This window comes from Terriglobia bacterium, assembly GCA_020072785.1.
Classification (GTDB): domain Bacteria; phylum Acidobacteriota; class Terriglobia; order Acidiferrales; family UBA7541; genus Acidiferrum.
On the sequence record JAIQGG010000002.1, the window covers coordinates 377,626 to 398,656 of the forward strand.

12 protein-coding genes, 1 tRNA gene and 1 pseudogene are annotated in these 21,031 nt (G+C 60.0%); 4 read left to right on the plus strand and 10 right to left on the minus strand.

What is annotated here, in order from left to right:
* The first annotated feature begins 5 nt into the window (after window positions 1–5).
* Window positions 6–82, plus strand: a tRNA-Arg gene (locus LAN61_04965).
* A 235-nt stretch (window positions 83–317) separates the two neighbouring features.
* Here LAN61_04965 and LAN61_04970 read toward each other — a convergent pair.
* The 10 genes and pseudogenes from LAN61_04970 to LAN61_05015 form a co-directional block, all read right to left on the minus strand.
* Complete coding sequence (locus LAN61_04970; GenBank protein ID MBZ5539857.1) at window positions 318–827, minus strand: VOC family protein; 510 nt, start codon at window positions 825–827, stop codon at window positions 318–320.
* 22 nt (window positions 828–849) lie between these two features.
* A pseudogene (locus tag LAN61_04975) lies at window positions 850–2,335 on the minus strand (NAD(P)/FAD-dependent oxidoreductase).
* 55 nt (window positions 2,336–2,390) lie between these two features.
* Window positions 2,391–3,176 (minus strand): alpha/beta hydrolase, encoded by a 786-nt coding sequence (locus LAN61_04980; GenBank protein ID MBZ5539858.1) that lies wholly within the window; start codon window positions 3,174–3,176, stop codon window positions 2,391–2,393.
* Between the two features lie 25 nt (window positions 3,177–3,201).
* Entirely contained in the window at window positions 3,202–3,963 is a 762-nt protein-coding gene (locus tag LAN61_04985; GenBank protein ID MBZ5539859.1) for a glucose 1-dehydrogenase, read from the minus strand.
* A 33-nt stretch (window positions 3,964–3,996) separates the two neighbouring features.
* Entirely contained in the window at window positions 3,997–6,159 is a 2,163-nt protein-coding gene (locus tag LAN61_04990; GenBank protein ID MBZ5539860.1) for a hydantoinase B/oxoprolinase family protein, read from the minus strand.
* Between the two features lie 12 nt (window positions 6,160–6,171).
* Window positions 6,172–8,277 carry a hydantoinase/oxoprolinase family protein gene (locus LAN61_04995; protein ID MBZ5539861.1) on the minus strand — a complete coding sequence of 702 codons (2,106 nt, stop codon included), beginning with the start codon at window positions 8,275–8,277 and terminating at the stop codon, window positions 6,172–6,174.
* Window positions 8,270–9,892, minus strand: coding sequence for an NAD(P)/FAD-dependent oxidoreductase (locus LAN61_05000; protein ID MBZ5539862.1), 1,623 nt, complete (start codon window positions 9,890–9,892; stop codon window positions 8,270–8,272). The genes LAN61_04995 and LAN61_05000 overlap by 8 nt, the downstream gene beginning before the upstream one ends.
* Before the next feature lie 216 nt (window positions 9,893–10,108).
* Window positions 10,109–10,519, minus strand: a complete 411-nt coding sequence (locus LAN61_05005) for a hypothetical protein (GenBank protein ID MBZ5539863.1) — start codon at window positions 10,517–10,519, stop codon at window positions 10,109–10,111.
* A gap of 179 nt (window positions 10,520–10,698) precedes the next feature.
* On the minus strand, window positions 10,699–13,851 hold the full coding sequence (locus LAN61_05010) for a TonB-dependent receptor (GenBank protein MBZ5539864.1): 3,153 nt from the start codon (window positions 13,849–13,851) through the stop codon (window positions 10,699–10,701).
* Between the two features lie 166 nt (window positions 13,852–14,017).
* Window positions 14,018–15,268, minus strand: a complete 1,251-nt coding sequence (locus tag LAN61_05015; protein MBZ5539865.1) for an FCD domain-containing protein — start codon at window positions 15,266–15,268, stop codon at window positions 14,018–14,020.
* A gap of 515 nt (window positions 15,269–15,783) precedes the next feature.
* Between LAN61_05015 and LAN61_05020 the strand changes: the two genes are divergently transcribed.
* The 3 genes from LAN61_05020 to LAN61_05030 are packed head-to-tail and all read left to right on the plus strand — an operon-like array spanning window position 15,784 to window position 21,020.
* The gene (locus LAN61_05020) at window positions 15,784–17,862 is read left to right on the plus strand and encodes a hydantoinase/oxoprolinase family protein (protein ID MBZ5539866.1); all 2,079 of its coding nucleotides are present in this window, start codon (window positions 15,784–15,786) and stop codon (window positions 17,860–17,862) included.
* 38 nt (window positions 17,863–17,900) lie between these two features.
* On the plus strand, window positions 17,901–19,739 hold the full coding sequence (locus LAN61_05025) for a hydantoinase B/oxoprolinase family protein (protein ID MBZ5539867.1): 1,839 nt from the start codon (window positions 17,901–17,903) through the stop codon (window positions 19,737–19,739).
* Between the two features lie 39 nt (window positions 19,740–19,778).
* A complete protein-coding gene (locus LAN61_05030; protein ID MBZ5539868.1) occupies window positions 19,779–21,020 on the plus strand; it encodes a CoA transferase in 1,242 nt (413 codons plus the stop codon).
* Window positions 21,021–21,031: the final 11 nt, after the last annotated feature.

A 21,031-nucleotide genomic window follows, 5' to 3' on the forward strand; every position in this document is an offset into this window, starting at 1 on the left:
ACTGCGCGCCTGTAGCTCAGATGGATAGAGCGCTGGTCTCCGGAACCAGAGGTCGGAGGTTCGAACCCTCTCAGGCGCGCCATAACTCTCCTGGAATCAATCAGAGAATTCACTGCACACGCCCGTCGGCCCCCAACTTCGGAACATTTCGGAACAATAAGCGCTCAAGACCCTCGACTGCGCGTCGCTGCGACTTCGGCAGAACCTGCGTGTAGAGATTGAGCGTCATTGCCGCGTCTGCATGTCCGAGCTGGGCTTGCAGGATTCTCGGCTCGACGCTTTGGTCAATCGATGCAAAGCACGCTCGGGCGGCAGGACTAGGGATTGAACTCCACAAGCTCCATCTGATTGCCCCAAGGATCTAGAAAGTAGATGACGCGCATCCCCGCACAAGGGCCATCGGTAACCACGATGGGACCTTCCAGCATCGTGACCCCCGGTTGCCGCTTCAAGTATTGGATGGCCTTGTCGAGGTTATGAACCTTCAAGGCCAGATGATGACTGCCCAGATCGCAGTTGCGCGGCAGTTGCGTCCGGCGATCTGCCGGGCGGTCGTATTGAAACAGCTCGAGCATCAAGTTTGGACCGAGCTGCAGCATGACAAAGCTGAATTTCGCGTCGGCGACATTCACATGGGCATCGCTCCAGTCGCGGCCGCCCGGCATGGAGGGAAGGAGCTGCGCATCAAAAGGGCCCATACGAAAGAGCTCGGCGCAACCGAACACATCGCAATAGAAGCGGGCAGCGTCCTCCAGATCGGGGACCGTAAGCCCCACATGATCGACGTTCGAGAAGCCAGGCAGCATTTCCTTGTTCCTGCGCAGCATTCACGCCTCCGCACTGCAACTTTCAACGCAAACCAGCGCGGGTGCGCAACTTGCGGCAGCCCGCAGGACCAAGCAGTTCCTTGGCGACCATCAATCCGGATGCGCCGTGCAGTCCCGCTCCGGGGTGCGTCGATGCGCCGATATGGTAGAGCTTTGCGATCGGTGTCCGGTGCCGTGGCAGTCCCGGCAGCGGGCGCAGGAGAAAGAATTGGTCTGCCGTGGAAGCGCCCGCATAGGGATCTCCTCCCACGAGGTTGATGTTCGTGCGCGCCAGGTCTCCGGGTGAAATCACGTGCCGCTTCCGTATCGCGCTGCCGAGGTTCGGAATGCACTCGCAGAGTCTCTCTACCACCCGATCCGCGAACTGTTCGCGCAGAGATTCCGTCCAGATTCCGTCCCCGGTCTCGATCTTACCGGCAGCATCTCCAGCTGGACGGCTGGGCAGCTCCTGCAACTGAATCCACAGAATCCACTTGCCTTGCGGCGCCCGCGAGGGATCCACGGCGACCGGCTGACCCAGCACGATGGTTGGCTCGGCTGGAAGCAACCCGCGCTCCGCCTCATTCACCGCGCGCGAGACACCATCCATGCCACTGGTAATATGCACCATCGCCGTGCGAAGCAGCCGCGGGTCATTGCCTCGCCAGCGCGGCGGTTCGGACATGGCGATGTGAATCTGCATATCGCCCCGGCCATAACGGAATCGGCGCGCCCGGCCTGCAAACCGTTCGGGCACCACGTTTCGATCCAGCAACTGCAAGTAAAGCTGCTGAGGCGTAACGTTACAGATGACAGCCCGCCTGGCCCGGATAAGCTGGCCGCGGACGCGGACACCAACTGCCTGGCCGCCGTTTACTTCGACCGAATCGACGTGACATTCAGTTTCCAATCTTCCGCCTTGGTCGCGAATCAGGCTGGCAAGGGCCTCGATCAGGCGCGCCCCGCCGCCGCGCGGCACAGGCATGCCGCCCAACTGCAGCGCAACGGCGATCAGCTTGTTCATAAATCCCGATCCCGTCTGGTCCGGTCCCAGGCCTGTGTGCAAAACCCATGGGGCCAGCAGGCCGTGGACCCGTGGTGAGGAGAAAGTCTCGGTCAGCCAATGCCGGCTGGAACTGAGAAGCTCCGCGCCGAATTCCAGCGCGCCATCCAGGAGCCAGTTCCTCGAAGTGTTTCTTATTGTGGTCCTGCAAGGTGGAGAGGAAGGCTGCGCTGCCATCGGGAAAATACGATGCGGTCGGGTATTCCGTATTCAGGTATTCCAGACCGCGCTCGGTCAGGTCCGCCTTCAGTAAGGCGTAAGCCTCTGAGCCGGTAAACAACGGATGCCAACCCGCGTAAAGGTCATGGAGGAAACCGGGTTCGGTCACCTCAGCGGTACGGATGTTTCCTCCGAGCCAGGCATTGCGCTCCAGCACACACACTTTCCAGCCCGATTTGCTAAGGAGCGCGGCACCGACCAGTGAGTTGATTCCGCTGCCTACAAAGATCGCATCAAACGTGTCCATAATCTTCCCTTCGTCAGACGTACGGGACACAAGCAGCGGCTCCCGAGAAACTGCCTCAGAAACGGGGCTGGATCAGAGTTCTCAGCGCATCCATGGTCCTGGCCCACGGCACGGAATCAGGATTCATAAACTCGAAATGCCCCACTCCCGGCAACTCTATGTAGCTGACATAGTCTCCCGCAGCGCGGGCAGAGTGGGCATAGTCCTGGCTGATGGACGCCGGCACGCGATCATCGGCGTCACCGTGCAGCAAAACTTGCGGAACCAACAGCGGCAAGAGGGCTGCGGGAGAGGCAACCGCATAACGCTCCGGAAAGTCGGAAGGCGTGCCTCCCAGAAATGCCAGGACGGGGTTTTCTTCTCGTTCGACCTGCGCCATCTGAACCAGATCACAGACGCCTGCGAGGCTGATTACGCCGCAAACCGCGATCGATTTTCCGTGCACAAAAATGCTGGGCGGGGCCAACCGCCGCCGGGCTGCCAGCCACAGCGCCAAGTGCCCGCCAGCCGAATGTCCAAGACTGACTACACGCTTGAGGTCAAGAGGATAGGTTTCTCCCAGCGACAGAAGATGATCCGCAGCCAGAGCGACGTCCTGCAGGGTGCCGGGCCACCCGCCACCGGCCTGCCCTACTCTTCTGTATTCGATGTTCCAGGTGGCAAAACCAGAGCGTGTAAGGTCGGATGCGATTTTTGTGGTTTCTTCGAGGCTGTAGCGTGCGCGCCAGAATCCGCCATGAATAACGATCAGGACCGGATGCGGGCCTGTCCCGGACGGCAAGCGCAGATCGCCAAATTGCGAAGCGTCGTTGCCGCAGGCGATGCGTATGGGGACACTCATTGCGAAAGCGCCTGGCAGGGCCGGATCAGTGCATCACTCCGCCACCGTCAACGACGATTGTCTGCCCGGTCACAAAATCGCTGGCCGGCGATGCAAGGTAGACGAGCGTGCCGGTCAGATCGGACGGCAACTCCGGCCGGGCAATGGCCCGTTCCTTGGGCAAGCGCTCAAACAGTACCGCGGGAGTAGTCTTGGCGCCAACCGCAGTCTCGCTCTCCGTCAAACCCGGGGCGATGGCATTGACACAGATGCCGAATGGACCCAGCTCCCGGCTGGTGCAGCGGGTGAAACCGATCACGGCTGCTTTCGAGGTAACGTAATGCAGCAGCATGGGAGTACCTCGAAACACCGTGGCGGACGTGAGATTGATGACCTTGCCGGACCCTTGTTCCTTCATCTGCGGCAATACGGCGCGGAGAGAAAGAAACATGCCCTTGATGTTGACCGTCATCACGCGGTCCCACTCGGCTTCCTGAATCTCCCACAGCGGCTGATGCGGCAGGACGGCGAACAAAGCGGCGTTGTTCACCAAAATATCGATACGCTGAAAAGCCTCCAGTGCGCACTTGGCCATGGCCACGGTGCTGGCCGCGTCGGAGACGTCCACCTTGCACGCAACCGCCCTGGCGCCGGCACTACAAAGCCGTTCGGCGGTCTGGATGGCGGCCGCTGCATCAATATCCGCCACGACCACGCTGGCGCCTTCGCGGGCCAGCGCTTCGCAAAATACCTTCCCGATCCCTTTCCCGCCGCCCGTGACAATTGCGCTTTTGCCCTTTAATTGCATAGTTGGATTGGTTTCCTCGCTGTCTCCCCGCGGTCAGTCGACTTTCAACTGCATGTCCCAGAGCGGAGGCATCTCTTTCAGCATGATTTCGACATCCAAAAGCACGGAACAGCCCGGACAGTAAAATTCCCGCCACACGAACCGGTCGTTTTTCCGATTGTGGGGGTTCGCCATCCAGTTCACTTTACTCAACGGCAGTTCGACCCGGCGCGCCTTGAGCTTGGGGTTCTGGCTGGGTGGCCCGAATTCGTATCCACAGTGGACGCATCGAATGAGGCGCCCTTTTACGATCGTCGCTGCACACAGGATAAGATGTTCGGAAATGCGGGTCCCTTCGCATATCGTGGATTTTCCGGTCTTGTGGGGATCCCGCAATTCCGCACGTCGTGCACGCGTAGCCGGTCCGTCGACCGATCCATCCGCCTGCAGAACCACCGCATAGGCCTGCTGTGCCATTTCCCGCGAAATGTATCCCTGTCGCACGTCCTCGCTCACCCGCTCGGAGTCGCGATCGAATGGGTCGCCATAGCCTCCACCCCCCGAATAGATCGCAACCGAGACATCGGCGGGGCGAAGCTGGAAATTGCTTTTTGCGGGCGGAAATTCGACGGTTCCCTTCAGTTCCGTCCAGGAAACGGGGATCCTCCCCTGGGAAAAGAGTTCCCGGACGTCAGAGCCTCGTACGACGACCCATTGGTTGGTCGTCGCTGGGTGCCCGCCAAACAGGCCGACCGATTCCGGTTGCTCGGTCCCGTGCGAAAAATAGACGGTCTGCAGCGGTCTTTCCGTGTCGTGGGCAACGAAGGCATGCTCGCCGCCCGCTCCGCCGCGATGCTTCCCCGCTCCGCCCGAATCGACGGCAATTTTGCGGTACAGGTAAAGGATGGGAAAGAGATACTCGTTGAGCTCCACATTGGGAATGATCTTATCCATGGAGGACAGGTAGCTCCCCGAATCCAGACCATCCGCGCCGCAGCGCGCTCCTCCGCCGCCCGCCATGGAATCCAGGAGCATCGTTCCAAACGGTTCCTTTCGTTGATCCGTGCCAAAGAGAACCTGGGCTCCCGGTACGCACCAGGAAGCCATGGCCACATCGCGATACTTGTCGCTGGCCGCCAGCATCTTGCCGATGCATACACTGGCCAGATTAAGCACCGAACGCGCCGCCTCCACCGATCCCATACACACGCCGGCAGGCCAGCTTGCGTTATAGATCTTTCCGGTGTCGCACACGATGCGAATGGCCTTGGAGATTCCTCCCGCCGCCCACGGGATGTCGAAGCACATCAGAGGCAGCACGGCATTCAGCACGCCGCCATTCAGACCCGAGTGGGTGCAATTGATCAGGGCGGGCGCCTGTGCGGACGATTTGTTAAAGTCGAAGCTCAGCGTGTCCGCTTCCTTGGTCATCTCCAGGACGCCTGTGTACACCTTGTCTTCCAGGCCGTCGTGATCTAGGAACGCGATATGCCGCCAGGTGCCGTCCGGCAGCTCCCGCAAGCGCGCACGAAACCGGCTTTCCGCGTAGTTCTTCAACTCGCGGAACACCAGCAGCAGCGTCTCTTCCCCGAACTCGCTCGCCAATTGCACGACGCGCGACTTCACTGCATTGTTGGCGGCAATCATGGCGCGCAGGTCCAGCCCCAGCAGGTATGGCTGTCGGGAGCGTCGCAGATACTCGCGCTCGATATCCTTGCGGATTGTCCCGCGTTCCACAATTTTCAGCGGCGGTATTGGAGGAGGCTCTTGAAAAATGTCGCAGGCACCCACCGCATACCCGCCCGCGACGGGTCCTCCCACATCCACCTGGTGCGTGGTCGCGCCCGCCCAGGCAATGAGTTCGCTGCCGTAATAAATGGGCGCCACACAGGTGACGTCGTTCTGATGCAGCGCGCCGGAATACGGATCGGAGCAGATGAACATGTCATCCGCGTGGATGCCGGGATTTTCCCGGTACTCCTGCAGAATTGTCTGCACGATGGGAGTTTGCACGGCCGCCTGCAAGACGACATACGGGCCGATGAAGAGCAGATCACCATCCCGGTCCAGAATGGCGGTATTGAAGTCGTAGGCCTCCGTTGCGATCGGTGACCCGGAGACCAGCCGGATCGTATGCCCGGCTTCGTCATTGACCTGCCAGAGCTTGTGCCGCAATACTTCGAACGTGACGGGATCGAGTTGTTTTGTCGTAGCCACTTTAGTCCTGTGCTACTGCACGATAATGTTCCGGTAGCCGTCCAAATACCCCTCGCGCTGCGGCGGAATTACCACCGTAGTCGTGGGACCTTCGATCACCGCCGGACCCGGAACCTTGTTCCCAGGGTTCAGGCGTCCATAGTCATAGACGGGCGTTGGTATAAACCCGGGACCTTGAAAGAAAATGCTTCGCTCGTGTTTGACCGCGCCGGAGGAATCCGTATCCCCACAAACGCGCCGAATCAGCTTCGGTTTGTGCGTTCGTCCATAGGCATCGACGCGGAATGTGACGATTTCTTTCCCCGCCTGTTCGTATGCGGAACCCTTCCCGTACAGTTCCTCATACCGAACCTTGAAAGCTTCATGGATCCGCTCGAGATCTTCGGTGGTAATCGTTCCCTCCGGCAGCGTCAGCCAGACCTCGTTGTGGATCTGCCTCCGGTAACGCATGCTCACGAGCTGAACCACCGTGATCTCGCCTGCGCCGAGTTTTCCGCTCCGCAGGCCATCCACGGCTGTATGCCTGAGGGAGTCCAGTATCTTGTTGACCGTGCCGGCAGCTACCGGCAGAGGCATGGGATCCGAACGAGAGCACGTCTGCAACACGTCGCAGGATGCAATTCCCAACGCGGAAAACGCCGCTGCCATCGCCGGCACAACCATCCCGCGCGCTCCCAGATCGCTTCCAAAGGCCACGCCGTGCACCGGCCCGGCGCCGCCAAACAGAAACAGAGAAAACTGGCTTGGCAGATATCCCTTCTCCACCGTGCTCTTGCGGATCAGATCGGCCATATGCGAGTTGACGATGCGGAAGATCGCCGCCGCCGCTTCCTCTACACTCTGTTTGGTATACGCGCAGATATGCTCTCGAATCGCCTGACGTGCTTTCTCGGGGTAGAGCTTCATGCGCCCGCCCAGGAAAAAATCCGGATTGAGATAACCCAGGACCAGATCGGCGTCGGTCACCGTCGGGCGGGCCCCGCCTTTCCCATAGCAGGCCGGTCCAGGAATCGCGCCGGCGCCGTCCGGGCCGACATGCAAAACGCCATTGTCCGGCTCCACCCAGGCGATGCTTCCTCCCCCTGCGCCGATGGACCGTATATCGATGGTGGGAATCGCCAGATTGTATTTGTCGATGACCGGTTCGCGGGCATAAAGAGCCTGTCCGCGGGCGATCAGCCCCACATCGAAGCTGGTGCCGCCCATATCGGTGGTAATAACGTTCTCCAGGCCCAGGAGTTCCCCGAGATGTTTGGCGGCGATGACCCCGCCGATGGGCCCGGAATTCAGGGTGCGCACGCTGGTGCGCGCAGCCTGGGTCGAGGTAAGCACACCGCCCGCGCTTTGCATGATCAAGGGCGCGCTGCGCAGTCCCGCGGCCTGCAATTGCTTTGTCAGGCCTTCGAAATACGTAAGCATCGTGGGCCCGATGTAGCAGTTGATTACGGTGGTGGCGGTCCGCTCATACTCGCCGATCACCGGAACCAGCTCGCTCGACACGGTCACAAAAATTTCCGGGTGCTGCTGCTCGATCAGTTTACGGAGAAGCAGCTCATGCTCCGGCATCTTGAATGACCAGAGCAGGGAAATGGCGATCGCCTGCACTCCTTGCGCTACCAACTTAGCAACGGCGCGGCGCGCTTCCTCTTCGGCCAGGGGCACCAGGACCGCGCCCTTGTAATCCACGCGCTCGTTTACTTCCACGATGCGATCCCGGGGGACCAGCGGTTTCGGCTTGCTGAACCGCGCCGGAAACGTGAGCTCGCTTTCCCCCAGACCCGCCGTCTTCTGATGGGCCCTCCCGATGAGAATCGCGTCGCCATGGCCAACGGTTGCGATGAGACCGGTCTTGGCCCCACGCCGTGTCAGGAGTGCGTTCAGACCAACCGTTACCCCGTGGGCCAGAACGGTGACCTGCTGGAGGAAGTCGCCGAGTTTCAATTCCAACTGCAGGGCGACCGCCTCCAGTGCGTCCAGGACGCTCTGGGAGCTTCCCGTGGAGGAAGGAACCTTGCCGACCGTGACAGTTCCTGCATCGTCGATGGCCACACAGTCTGTAAACGTTCCGCCTGTGTCGATGCCTACGATGTAACGCATCCGCTGGGTCCCTTCACTCATCCGTGCGCGTGGCCGCTCCCACTTCGATTTTCTCCATGCCCAGGTCGTGTAGCACAGCGTTGGCGGTGTTAATGCCAGGAGCCGTGGTCACGCCCCCTCCGGGATGTGTCGCGGCACCTGTCAAGTATAGATTGGCGAACTGTGTGCGGTAGTTGGCCAAACCCGGCATCGGCCGGAGTCCGTACATCTGGTCCAGGGTCATATCGATATAGAAATCGCAGCCGCGCGGCAGCCCCAGGCGGCGCTCCAAGTCCAGGGGCGTGACCACGTGCCGGCCTTTCGCAATTTTACGGAAGTTCGGCACATACTGGCTCACAACTTCGAAGACACGCTCGGCATAGGCGTCCTTGATCTGGTCCCAGTGCTGACCATTGGCCAGGTCATACGGGGCGTTCTGTACAGCGAGGTGCATCGTGTGTTTGCCCGCCGGCGCCCGTGTGGGATCCAGCACGGAATGGATGAGCATCATCACCGTTGGGTTGTGGGAAGGTTTCCCCTGCGCCCCGTCCATGTAGGCTTGGTCGACATATTCGGCCGAAGGCGATATGACCGCGCATCCATTATGACAGGGTGCGGGCCCCTTGCTGGGATAGCATGCATATTCTGGCAGACCATCGAGAGGAACATGCATGGTCAGCAATACCGCCGTGGACTTCACGCGCTTCACCTTGCGCACGAACTCTTCGTCGAGGTGCTCGCGCCCGATCAACCGCAGGAATGTGGCCTTGGGATCCAGGCTGGAGATGACGATGTTACTTTGCAGTACGGTTCCGTCCGATAACTCGACTCCTGCGGCTCTGCCATTTTCGAGCAGGATTCGCTTGGCGCCATTGTTGGTGAACACCGTCCCGCCGAAATGCTTTACCGCCCGCTCCAGCGCCACACCCAGCATGCCCGACCCGCCCTTGGGAAAACGGCACCCCACCTTATGGAAACGGGCAATCATGCCGGCATTCAGCCCGGACCCGGGACTGGAAGGAGCCAGGCCCAGCTGGATGGCCCAATACGATAGCGCTCCCTTGACGTAGTCACTCTCGAACCAGTGATCGAAGACTTGCCGCGCGCTCGTCAGCGTGGACCAGACGAACTCCGCGGCGATCTCCGGCGAATCCACAAACTTCATCAGCGACAGCATCTGATCGAGCGGCGGCGGTTCGCTGAAGCTCAACGTGGACATGAGTTCGCGCAGCCCCAAAGCCCACTTGATAAACTTGGAATAGGCCTGTCCGTCGTGCTTGGAAAGCCGGCTGATTTCGGCTGCGGTCTTGTCCAGATCCCGGTAAAACATAAGATACTTTCCGTCCGGATACGGACAGAACATGAACGGATCCGCCTCGATATACTCCAAGCCGAACCTGGCGAGCTCCAGGTCCACCATAGCGGGCGAAAACTGCGTGTAGATGTGCACCGTGCTGTACGGGTCGCTGAAGTGTCCGGGAAAAAATTCTTCCGTGGCGGTTGCTCCGCCCACCTTTGCGTTCTTCTCGACGACGGCGACTTTCAACCCTTTCTTCGAGAGATAGCCTGCGCAGGTCAATCCGTTATGGCCTGCCCCGACGAGGACCACATCATATTTACCGCCGGCTTGCTTGCGATTCGTTTCCGCGTTTCCCATCGTTCCTCCGGAATTTACAACTCAAAGCCTCTTTTTTCCCGCACCGCTTGCTGCGTCCCATATCGTTCTGAACGCCTCATTTTCTTCCGCAGCCTGTGTCCGGATGCGCTCTGCCTCATAAATAACTGCCTCCTGCGGCTTTCCTGCCTGAGCTGCTCGCTGGATTTCTTCCCGCGTGATACCCGGCGGCCAAATCTGGAACGCCAGTAACCGCCGCTACGCGAGGGCGGTTTTGATCGAATCCACCAGAACCTTGATGCTCTGCCTTGCCACAGGCTCCAGCAAATTCGCCGCGGCCGCAGGTAGCTTCATATTCAGGCTTGATTCGCCCACCCAGTTAACCTGCGTCTGGCCGCCTTTCTCTTCCAGGTCGAATGCCGCGGTCACGGCAATCGGTTCGCCCGCCACGCTGCCGCTGCCCTTGTACGTCGCATGGCTGTGCGGCTGTTCCCCGCTCAGCGCCAGCCGGATCGTGGCCTTCGACTTGATGAAGCCCAGACCAACTTTCACCTGCACGGTGAATTCCCGGTCGTTGTGTATCTCCAGATACTGGAGATTGGGAAACAACGGCGCGAATTTCCTCGGGTCTGTGAGCAGCCCATAGACCGTTTCGCGATTCTTCAACACTTGGAAATTTCCGCTAAATTTGAAGTTCATTCGATTGACTTGGCCGCTTCTCCCGTATGGTTAGAGCTGTTCTTCGAATGGAGCGCCGCCCCGAGGTGGCGCTCCTCATTCACTTTCGCGATTTTTGCAAGGTCCAATTCCCCATCTAGCTCCTCTCATTTCCTCCTCTTGTGATTAACTCAGAAACTAAATCGCAATGAGAATTGAAGCTGACGTGGATTGGCCACGGCCGACGGTGTTCCGTAAACGGGATCGGGCGAACCTTGAAAGTGCAGCGGCCCGCTCCCGCAAACATTTGGCCCTCCAGCCGGGCAGAAGTCCGCAGCACCGTAGACCGTGTTGAAGTACACAATATTCAATGTGTTTAAAACATTGAAGGCCTCGGCACGGAATTGCCCTTTAATCCTTTCAGTCAAGTGGAAACTCCGCGACACTCCCACGTCCACAGTGCGTAACGAGTCGCCTTGGAAAGTACTCCGGCCTTCGAGACCTGCCCTGTCGTTGAGGTTGAAGACATCTCCATTGACATCGGATCCAGCATAAATGTTGAAGTGGTGCGGCGATTGAAGTGTCGTGATCGTGCTGAAGGTAAAATCGCGCAGCAAAACCGGCCACTCGGAAGGTGTCGTGAGCAGGACATTGAGCACTGCCCGATGGCGAACGTCATCGGGCGACAGCGCGCGCTCGGCCCGGAAATTTCCGGTATCCTGCGGGAAAGCGGCGAACGTTGGATTCGCATCATCGTCGATCGTCTTCGAATACGTGTAACTGAAACCGTAGGACAAGTACTTCGCCGTGCGCTTCTGCACGTTCAAGAGCAAGGCGTCGTACTGCGAGTCAAAGCGCGAGTTATATTCGAAGTAAATCGCATAGACCGGATTTCGTTCACCTGGAAATAGCGGCGGTCCAACCGGCGGCGGCGCGGAATAGCCGGGGCACTGAAAACTTCCGCAAGCCTGCATCCAGTTCACGAAGTACATGTTCTTGTACCCCGCGTTGCCCTTGGAGTCGTGCACCAGAACTTGTCCGCTGGGATCCGGCTGGTTCACATTATAGAAATTCCCTAAATGGACGCCCCGGACGTGCAGGAAGGTGACGTTCACCGCGGTATTCTTGATTGGCTCGAAATCTACGCCTAGGCTGGTTTGTAAACCATACGGCTTCTGGGTATTCGCATCCCACCTCGTGACCGTCACCAGTCCCTGGTATCCGCAACCCGCTAGCACCCCTCCCGGGCAAAAGCCCATTGGGGTTCCGTCCGGATACAGGCCTTGCAGCATGGTGCCCAGCGCAATGTTCATGATTTGCGGGGAACTCGCGAAGGCATACAGCTGTGACGGGGCGTTCAGATTGCTTCCGGTGGCCGAGTATTTTGCCTGCCCGCCGCAGCATGTCCCTTGGGGATACAAGCCTTCGGAGAGGATGATGCCGTGATACAGTCCGAAACCTGCGCGAACAACGATCTTTCGCGAAGTCCCGAGATCGTAGGCGAGTCCAATCCGCGGATCAAAGTTCTTGTATTTCGTGTTAAACACTCCCGACGGCCAGGTTTCAAAATCCCAGCGCACTCCGCCATTCAATGTCAGTCGCTTCCCCGCTCGCCATTTATCCTGCACATAGAATCCCTCGTAGGTATGGCTGGGATTCCACTGCACTTGGTTCTTGATGCTATCGGGAAAACTGCTTCCCTGAAAAATCGTAGGATTGAAGCTCGGCTCTGTGTAATTCGGAGCCTGCAGTCTCATGAAGAACAGCACGGATGGCGTCGGCCCTAACCCCGCGTACGCCCCTGTCCCCAGCAATGCGTCCACGCTAGGGAAGTCCGCTTCAAACGGGTACCACAGTACAAACTTCTCATCCGTCTTCACGAAATTGAAATCGCCGCCGAAACTGACCGTATGATGCCCTGAAGTCCAAGTTGCGCTATCTTGCAGCTCAAAGCGCTGCTCTCTGTAATAGTCGGGATTCCCCCGGTTCACCCCGATTGCAAATTCATTCGCTACCTCAAGATGCGGCTGCGTGGTAGCGGTGGGAAAGTCAAAGGAACGCCGCGCAAACTGGCCGCGCAACTCATTTCCCCAGTGTGCCGACAAATTCGTGGCTAGGCTGATGACAAGGGATTGATCCCGGATGAAGTTATGCTTGAACGCCGAGGGAAGATCGAAGCCATTATTAAGTGGCGATAGGTTCGTCATTCGCGCGTCCGTAACGAAATAGCGCGTGTATAGATAGTTTTTTCCAAAATTGTGATCGAAACGGACGAAACCGTTGTCGTTGTTATTCGTGCGCAGCACGTCCAGCCTTGCAGGCTCCGCCGGCAGCCCAAAAATGTTCACCTTCACCTGATTGATCGCGTCGATATTAGCCAGCACGATCTTATTATAAAAGGGTGATTCCCCGCGCCGCTGACCTTCATAGTTCGCCAAGAAAAATGTCTGATCCTTCCGCAGCGGCCCCCCGATGACCGCGCCGAACTGGTTTTGCCGCAACGTGTGCAGTCCGGGCGCATCCAGCAATCCCGTTGCGTCCATTACGTTGTTCCGGAAGTACTCATAGAGCGAGCCGTGCCAGTCGTTCGTCCCGCTTTTCGTAATGATGTTCACAATCCCGGCGTTGGAGCGTCCAAATTCCGCGCTGTAGTCGGTGTTGATCACCCGAAATTCCTGCACCGCCTCCTGCGACGGCGTGGCCCGCTGGTTTTGTGAAGCTGTGGAAATATTGTCAGCCCCGTCTACGGCCACAAAATTAAAGTGAATGCTCTGCCCCGCAAACGAGATATGCGTGCCGGACTCCACCACGGCGTCCGTGGAACCCGATGTCGAATTGCCGATTTGCACTGCCGGGGATAACAGCGTAAAGCTGATGAAGTCACGCCCATTGACCGGCAAATCTGCGATCTGCTTTTCCACGATGACCGAACTCACTTGGGTTTTCGTGGTCTCCACCAGCGGTGATTCGCCGGAAACGGCCACGCTTTCTGCCACCGTCCCCGGCCGAACCGTGAAGTTCAGACTCGCCTCCTGGCCCACTTGCAGTGTTACCTGCGCGTTTTCGACACCAAACCCGGGCTGCTCAGCCCGAATTCGGTACGTACCGGTCGGCAGTCCTGTCAGGGCATAATTGCCATCGGCCGTGGTAAGTGCCGTGCGGGCAAAGCCGGTCGCCACGTTCACCACCGTTACCTTTGCTCCCGTCACAGCCCCCCCGCTCACGTCGTACACATACCCCGTGAGCGTGGCCGTGACGCCTTGCCCGTAACTTTTGACCTGGAGAACGAACAAAGCCAGCAAACTACAGACAACCATGAGGGAAATTGGGCGCAACCGCGTCATGGGCCCCTCCTGTTTCTCACTCTCGGAAGACATGTACAGCGGAAAGCTAATACACCAGGACCTAAATTCCTGTCAAGCACTAAAATGTCAGTGACAGTTCAGTAGAAACACATCAACATGTTAGCAAGCGTGGAAAAGAAAAACGGGAGGCCCGGAGAGAGGGGGTTTACGGGTGCGCCTCGGGCACGGTCTGCCCGTCCTGCGAATAGCATTTGCGGATACTGCCCCCCAGCTCGCGGATATCCGCCCCGTACACGTGGATCGAAATGGCCGTCTCGCGCGAGGGGTTATCGACGGAATGGATATTCGGACTGTTGGGATCAAAATAACTTACATCTCCCCGGCGATGATGCGTCACACCAGAAGGAATTAACCCATAATGGCCATCTGCCCCCCCGGCCAAAAGGTACCGCTGTTCCCGCTCTTCTCCCTGGTACACACCCACGACCCCCCAGCAGGTATGGTCATGAATGGGGCTGGAATGCCCCGCCTCACGCACCAACGCCAGAATCGAGAACCACCCGTCCGGGTGGCGGTACAAGAGGTACTGTCTGTACGCGTTCGTTGCCGAAGCCACCTGTTCCGCGGTGAGCAGGTTTGGATTCGCCAACAGCCGTGGCATCTTCTCGGCCACACGGACTGGAGCCTCCATCCCCTTACCGGTCGTGACGATCTGTGCCACTTCCTCCGCAAACTCCCGCAGGGTAATGCTCTCCCACCGCATGCCGCCGCCGAAGTGCACCTGCATCGGTCCGGGGTAGGAAAGAATTGCATTCATGACGATCTTCCGGCCCGTCTCAATCTCTGCTGCTGAAATTCGCGCGGCCGCCTCCCCATCCCCTGCAAGGAGCGCTTCAATCAAGGCATCGTGCCCAAACGGCAACTCTTCCCCCATGCTCCAGGAAGACAGCCCCAAGTGGAACAGGCGCTCCAGTTGATCATGCAGCTTTTCCAGTATGCCGGCGAGTCGGTCATTGGCACAGGCCCGCGCCAGTGTGACATGAAACTGTCGATTCGCTCTGAGAAGAGCCGCAACATGCGCTTTGCGTGAACCCGGATGCGCTGTGCACAAGGCATTCAGCCGCTTCAGATGTTCCCCGTCCACGTGTCCGGCCGCGAGCCGGACCGCTGTGGGCTCCACCAGTTGTCGAAGCTGGAAGATGGCTTGCACATCCCGGACGGTGACCGGAGCAATGAGATATCCTTTTCGCGGTATGGCCCGGACCCAATCCTCCTGGCAGAGCCGCAACAGCGCAGCCCGCACCGGGGCCTTGCCTAGCTTGTATCGCCGCGCCAGCTCGGCCTCCGTCACCTCGATGCCTGGCTGCAGCGCGGCGCTTACGATGTCCCGCTTGATGCGCTCGAAGGCTACATCACTCAGACGCTCCCCGCCATTCGCTTTTCTATATGCTGACATATCAGTGATATCCTACTGATAGGTTAATTGTCATAGATCTGCCGCTTATTTCCTCTTTTAATCCCGTGCATTTGCACTAGACTGCGCGCCGCGCTTCGGATTCAATTGCGATTCTAGTGCAAGTTGCAGCCTCGAATCCATTAAAAAGAGGCGAATGAAGCTGGCATGTATTCACATCTCTTCTCCTATCACCGTGCCGGATCCCTTAGGGACCGCTGCGGCCTGAGTGCGTCGTTCTCCGACCAAAATCTCGGATTGACGCTCCGGAATTTTCGGTAAATACAAAGCTACTCGTGGACCATTCGGCGTGAACCTTCCGTCGGCGCTTTTACTGGACCCACTTACCGCTGCTTGGATCTTCCGGTTGAGCAATCCAAGATGTAGATTGTCCTGTGCGCCGCAAGATTCTGTTTGATTTTGCAAACAATTGATTTAATATCGCCAATTCTACTCTCCGGCCCTGGCCGGCGGAGGCCGGGATTTCCCTTCGGCATCCGATTTTCTGGAGCGTTGCCATGAGCTATCGCCTCGCCGTGGATGTGGGCGGCACCTTTACCGACCTGTTGCTATTCAATGAAAAGGCGGGCGAACTCGTCCTCGCCAAGACGCCCTCGACCCCTGCCGATCCCTCAGTGGGCGTGCTCACAGGCATCCACAAGATCGCGGCGAAGGCCGGGATTGACCCCAACGAAATCATGCTGATCCTCCACGGCACCACCGTGGCTACCAACGCCGTCCTGGAAGGCAAGGGCGCACGCGTCGGCCTCCTCACCAACAAAGGCTTCGAACAGATCCTGCACGTGGCGCGCGGGCAGACGCCCGGGCCGCTGGCCGGGTGGATCATCATGATCAAGCCGGACCCGCTGGCGCCGCTGGAGCTGACGCGGGGCCTCAGCGCGCGAATGAGCGCGCGGGGCGAAGTGCAGACGCCGGTGGACGAGAAGGAAGTGCGCGCGCACATCAGCGAGCTGCACAAAGCCGGAATCGAAGCCCTGACCGTTTCGCTGATCAACTCCTACGCCAACCACACGCACGAGCAGCAGGTGAAGAAGATCGTTCAGGAGATGTACCCGGACTTGCCGGTGACGGCTTCGACGGACATCCTGCCGGAATTCCGCGAATACGAACGGACGCTGACGACGGTGATGAACTCCTATCTGCGTCCGAAGATGCGCGTGTACCTCGACGGCATGAAGCAGAAGCTGAAAGAAAGCAAGCTGAAGGCACCGATGCACATCGTGCGCTCTGATGGCGGGGTGATGAGTATCGAGGCGGCTGCCGAGCGGCCCGCGAACACGCTGCTCTCCGGCCCTTCAGGCGGCGGCGTGGCTTCGGCGTACCTCGGAGCGCTGGCCGGCTTTTCCAACGTGCTGTCGTTCGACATGGGCGGCACGTCCACGGACGTGGCGCTCTCGCGCGGCGGCAAACCCAACGTGGTGCGCGACACCCGGGTCGGGCAGTACCCGATCAAAGTTCCCAGCCTGGACGTGCACACGGTAGGCGCGGGCGGCGGATCGATCGCGCACGTGCCGCTCACCGGAGCGTTGCGCGTGGGCCCGCAATCGGCCGGCGCGGAACCGGGCCCGGCGGCCTACGGCAAGGGCGGCAGCGAGCCGACGGTGACCGACGCCAACATCGTTTTGGGTTATCTCCCGCCCACGCTGCTGGGCGGGGAAATGACGCTGGACGAAAGCCTCTCCGGCAAAGCCGTGCAGAAGATCGCCGACGCCATGGGGCTTTCGCTGCACGTCGCGGCCGAAGGCATCTACAACATCGTCAACGAGAACATGTTCGGGGCGCTGCGTCTGGTGAGCGTGCAGCGCGGCTATGACCCGCGGGAATTCGCGTTGGTCGGACTGGGAGGCGCGGGCCCGCTGCATGCCAACGCGCTGTCGATTCTGATCGGATCGTGGCCGTCGATCATTCCGCCCATGCCCGGCGTGCTCTCCGCGCAGGGCTTCCTGCACTCGGACATCAAGAGCGAGTTTTCGCGGACGGTGATCCGGCCGGTGAGCCAGATCGACCTCAAGCAGATGCGCGCGACGCTGGAAACCCTGGGTGAGCAGGCCCGCGAATGGCTGAATTCCGAGCACATCGCCACGAAACACCAGAAGATCCAGTTTCAGATCGACATGCGCTACTACCGGCAAGGCTACGAATTTTCCATCGACGTCGAACCGGGCTGGCTGGATTCTCCCGCCGGCGTGCAGCGGATGATCGAGAAGTTCCGCCAGATTCATTACCAGAACTACTCCTTCAATATCGATCACGAAGTGGAAGTGGTGAACCTGCGGGCGGTGGCCATCGGGGTGGTGCCCAAGGTGGAGATCCGCAAACACAAGAAGTCGGGGCAGACGGCGGCCAAAGCGCGCAGCGGCTCGCGGAAGATCTACTTCCGGGGGAAGTGGATCAACGCGGCGGTGTATGACCGCGCCGGGCTCGGGGCGGGCTGCAAGATCGAAGGGCCGGCGATCGTCACGCAGAGCGACACCACGACGCTCATCCTCCCGGGGCACATCGGCGAGGTGGACCAGTACCTCAACATTCTGATCTGGCCGAAGGGCAAGCGCGCAGCTTCCCGCGGGAAACGTTAGACGAAATTCGTGCGCAGGAGCGAGCCATGGCGAAAAGCATGAAGAAGAAGGCGGGCGGGGCGGGCAAGCGCAAGCTTGTGCCGGTGGACAAGATCACGCTGGACATCGTGGAAAACGCGCTGCGCAACGCGCGCTTCGAGATGGACACAGTGCTGTTCCGTTCGGCGATGTCCCCGGTGATCCGCGAGCAGCACGACGGCTTCCCGATGATCTGCACGCCGGACGGGCGCATGGTTGTGGGGCAGTTCGGGTCGTACATCAGTGGGTTCATCGAGGGGTGGAAGCGCGGGATCTTTGACGGCGACGTCTTCCTGATGAGCGACCCGTACCAGTGCAAGGGCGCGATCTCGCACATCAACGACTGGATGGTGCTCATCCCGATTTTCCATGGCGGGGAGCAGGTGGGGTGGAGCTCGCAGTTCGGGCACACGATCGACGTGGGCGGGCCGGTTTCGGGGAGTTTGCCGACGGACGCGACGACGATCTTCGGCGAAGGCATGCGCATACCGGCGGTGAAGCTGTTCGAGCGCGGCAAGCTGAACGAGGACGTGCTGGACCTGCTGCTGAACAACTCGCGCATGCCGACGATGAACTATTTCGACCTGATGGCCATCGTGGCGGCGTGCCGCACGGCGGACAAGCGGGTGAAGGAGCTGTGCGAGCGCTTCGGCACAACGCTGTATCTCTCGGCCTGCGAGGCGCTGCTGGAGCGCACGCACCGGGCGATGGCGCAGCTGATCGTCAAGAACCTGCCGGAGAAGAAGATCAGCTTCGAGGATTACATTGACGACGACGGCCGGGGTAACGGGCCGTACAAGATGAAGCTGACGATCTGGCGGGAAGGCGAACACGGGCACTTCGACTGGACCGGCACGGACCCGCAAGCGCCCGGCCCGATCAACTTCTTCCTGAACGAAGAGATGTTCAAGATGTTCATCGGCGTGTACCTGATCATGGTCTTCGACCCGCAGATTCTTTTCAACGACGGGTTTTACCCGCTGCTGCACGTCACGCAGCCCGCGGGCAGCCTCATTCAGCCGAAGTTTCCGGCGGCGCTGGGCTGCCGGACGCACGCGCTGACGCGGCTCTTCGACGTGCTGGGCGGGGCGCTGGGGCAGCAGGCGCCGGACCTGACCACGGCGGCCGGGTACGGCACATCGCCGTACCTGCTCTATAACGGCACGGACGAGCGCGGCGAATTCTTCCACCTGATGGAGATCAGTTTCGGGGGGATCCCGGGCCGCCCGTTTGGCGACGGGATGGACGCGCACTCCTGGTGGCCGCTGTTCGAAAACATTCCCAGCGAGTATCTGGAGACCTATTACCCGATCACGGTCCTGGAGTACGGCTCGCTCATGGATTCCGGTGGAGCTGGTTTTTACCGCGGGGGCAACGGGGTGCACAAGGTCTACCGCTTCGAGGCCGACGGGGAGATCGCGATTCATGATGACCGGGAGCGCTCGCAGCCGTGGGGGATTCTCGGCGGACAGCCGGGGCAGACGAGCACGAAGGTGCTGCTGCGGACGAACGGGGAAAAGGTCAACCTGCCGTCGAAGATCACCGGGGTGAAGGTTGCGAAGGGCGACCGGCTGATCTACCGCACGGCGGGTGGAGGCGGGTGGAAGGACCCGCTGGAGCGGCCGGCGGAGCGGGTGCAGGCGGACGTGCAGCGGCGGCTGGTGTCGCACGAAAAGGCGCGCAGCGATTACGGGGTGATCCTCGATGCGAAAACGCTGGCGCCGGATGCCAGCGGAACAAAGCAACTGCGGGAAAAGATGCGCAGGGAACGCGGTGCGGTGGAGAAGTTCACGTTCGGGCCGGTACCCGAGGCGATCGGCGTGCGCAAAGCCGGCGCCGGGAATCAGGCGGCGAAGTAAGAGACGGGCAGAGCGGGAAAGGAGAGCAGGCTCGAGTTCATGGACGATACGACAAGCAATCCGAAAAGCGGGGGCGCGAAACACAAGGCGAAGCCGCTGGAAGGCCTGAAAGTGCTGGAGATGGGCCAGTTGCTGGCGGGGCCGTTCGCCTCGGTGATGCTGGCGTGGTTCGGGGCCGAGGTGATCAAGATCGAGCCGCCGGGCATCGGGGATCCGCTGCGCACGTGGCGGGCGATGCACAAGGGCACGGCGCTGTGGTGGTACATCCTGGGGCGGAATAAGAAGTGCGTGACGCTGAATCTGCGCACGCCCAAGGGCCACGACATCGTGCGCGAGCTAGTGAAGGACATGGACGTGGTCCTGGAGAATTTCAAGCCGGGAACGATGGAGAAGTGGGGCCTGGGCTATGAGGACCTGAAGAAGATCAACCCGAAGATCATCATGGCGCGGATTTCCGGCTGGGGACAGACGGGGCCGTATTCGCACAAGCCGGGGTTTGCGTCGGTGGCGGAAGGCGTGGGCGGGCTGCGGTATGTGAACGGGTTCCCGGACCGGCCGCCGGTGCGGCCGAATCTGAGCCTTGGGGATTCGCTGGCGGGGTTGCACGCAGCGCTGGGGATCCTGATGGCGGTGTATCACCGGGACGTGAAGGGCACGGGGCAGGGGCAGATGGTGGACGTGGCCATCTACGAAGCTGTGTACAACATGATGGAAGGAATAGTGCCGGAGTACGACAAGGCCGGCGTGATCCGGCAGCGCGAGGGCACGCGACTGAGCGGGATCGTGCCGACGGGGACGTATCCTTGCAAGGACGACATCTACATCATCATCGGCGGAAACAGCGACAGCATCTTCAAACGCATGATGCTGGCCATGGGGCGGCCGGATATGGCCGCGGACCCGCGCTTCGAGCACAACAACGACAGGGCGCAGCATGTGGAGGAGATCGATCAGGCCATCGAGAACTGGACGCGGCAGCATCCTTCAGAAGAGGTGGTGCGTATCCTCGAGGGAGCCACGGTGCCGGTGGGGCCGATCTATTCCGTGGCGGACATGCTGAAGGATCCGCACTTCCAGGCGCGCGGGCTGTTCGAGGACGTGGACTTGGGCGACGGGGACACGGTGAAGCTGCCGACGCTGGTGCCCAAGTTGAGCGAAACGCCTGGGGGCATGGACTGGGTGGGGCCGGCGTTGGGAGCGCACAACCGCGAGGTGTATAGCGGAATGCTGGGGTATACGGACGAGCAGTTAAAGCAGTTGAAGGACGAAGGGGTCATCTGATGGCGCGGCGG